At 66.3% G+C, this 971-nt stretch carries 2 protein-coding genes; both read right to left on the bottom strand.

Annotated elements, in window-relative coordinates:
- Positions 1–390, bottom strand: a 390-nt coding sequence (locus tag BN1128_RS15825) for an FUSC family protein (protein WP_042870489.1), incomplete at its 3' end; no start/stop codon positions are given.
- Positions 391–453: 63 nt separating this feature from the next.
- Positions 454–971 (bottom strand): molybdopterin-binding protein (locus BN1128_RS15820; RefSeq protein ID WP_042870496.1); only part of this gene is annotated, 518 nt, incomplete at its 5' end.

Below are 971 nucleotides of genomic sequence, written 5' to 3'. Positions count from 1 at the left end.
GGTGACGCCCAGGGTGATGCCGATGAGCAGCCCCACGTAGGGGCGCTTGCCGAGTGCCAGATAGCCGCACAGGAACATGATGCAGCCGCACCATACCAGGGTCAGCGGCAGGGAGTAGAGCTCCAGATAGAGGGCCACCACACCGCAACCGGCGCCGAAGATGGTGCCGACCACCCGTTGCAGGGCCCGTGACAGCACATTGCCCCAGAACGAGATGGGGCCCATCACCACCACTAGCGTGATCAGCGGCCAGGTGCTTTCCGGCAGCTTGAGTTCGCGGGTCAGCAGAAAGGTGAGCATGAAGGCGAGCGCGATGCGCAGGCCGTGGACGATGCGATAGCGGCCATAGATCAGCAGATCGAGCCGGGAGAGCGGGGTATTCAGGCGCAAGGGACTAGCCTCGGGTCATGGGCGCAAGCACCCCGCCACGCCCGGCGGGGTGCTTGCGATGTATCAGGCCACTCGTCCCTGGAGTGGGTGGATCCAGACCCGCTCGCCGACCGTAATGGCCGGCTGGGCGGGGACAATTTCAATCAGGCAGTTGGCCTCGGCCATGGAGCTGAGAATGCCGGAGCCCTGCGGCCCGGTAGTGCGCACCCGCAGCACGCCGCTGGCATCCTGATGGAAGACGCCGCGCAGAAACTCGGTTCGGCCAGGGCGGCTCTGCATCTTCTGCTCGGCCTGCGCCGACAGGCGCAGCGGCTGCCAGACCCGGCCCTGCAGGCGAGCGATGGCGGGTTCGACAAATTGCAGGAAGCAGACCATGGCTGCCACCGGATTGCCCGGCAGGCCGAAGAAGGGGGTAGTCCCCAGCTTGCCAAACGCCAGCGGTCGGCCCGGCCGCATCTGGATGCGCCAGAAGGCTATCTGGCCAAGCTCCGCCAGCACCTGTTTGATGAAGTCGGCATTGCCCACCGAGACGCCGCCCGAGCTCAGCACCAGATCGGCGTTGGCCGCGGCCTGTTCCAGCT

It is taken from the genome of Aeromonas piscicola (assembly GCF_000820005.1).
GTDB classification, from domain to species: Bacteria; Pseudomonadota; Gammaproteobacteria; order Enterobacterales; family Aeromonadaceae; genus Aeromonas; species Aeromonas piscicola.
Note: the sequence above shows the minus strand (reverse complement) of the source record. Positions and strands in the feature narration are given on the sequence as shown.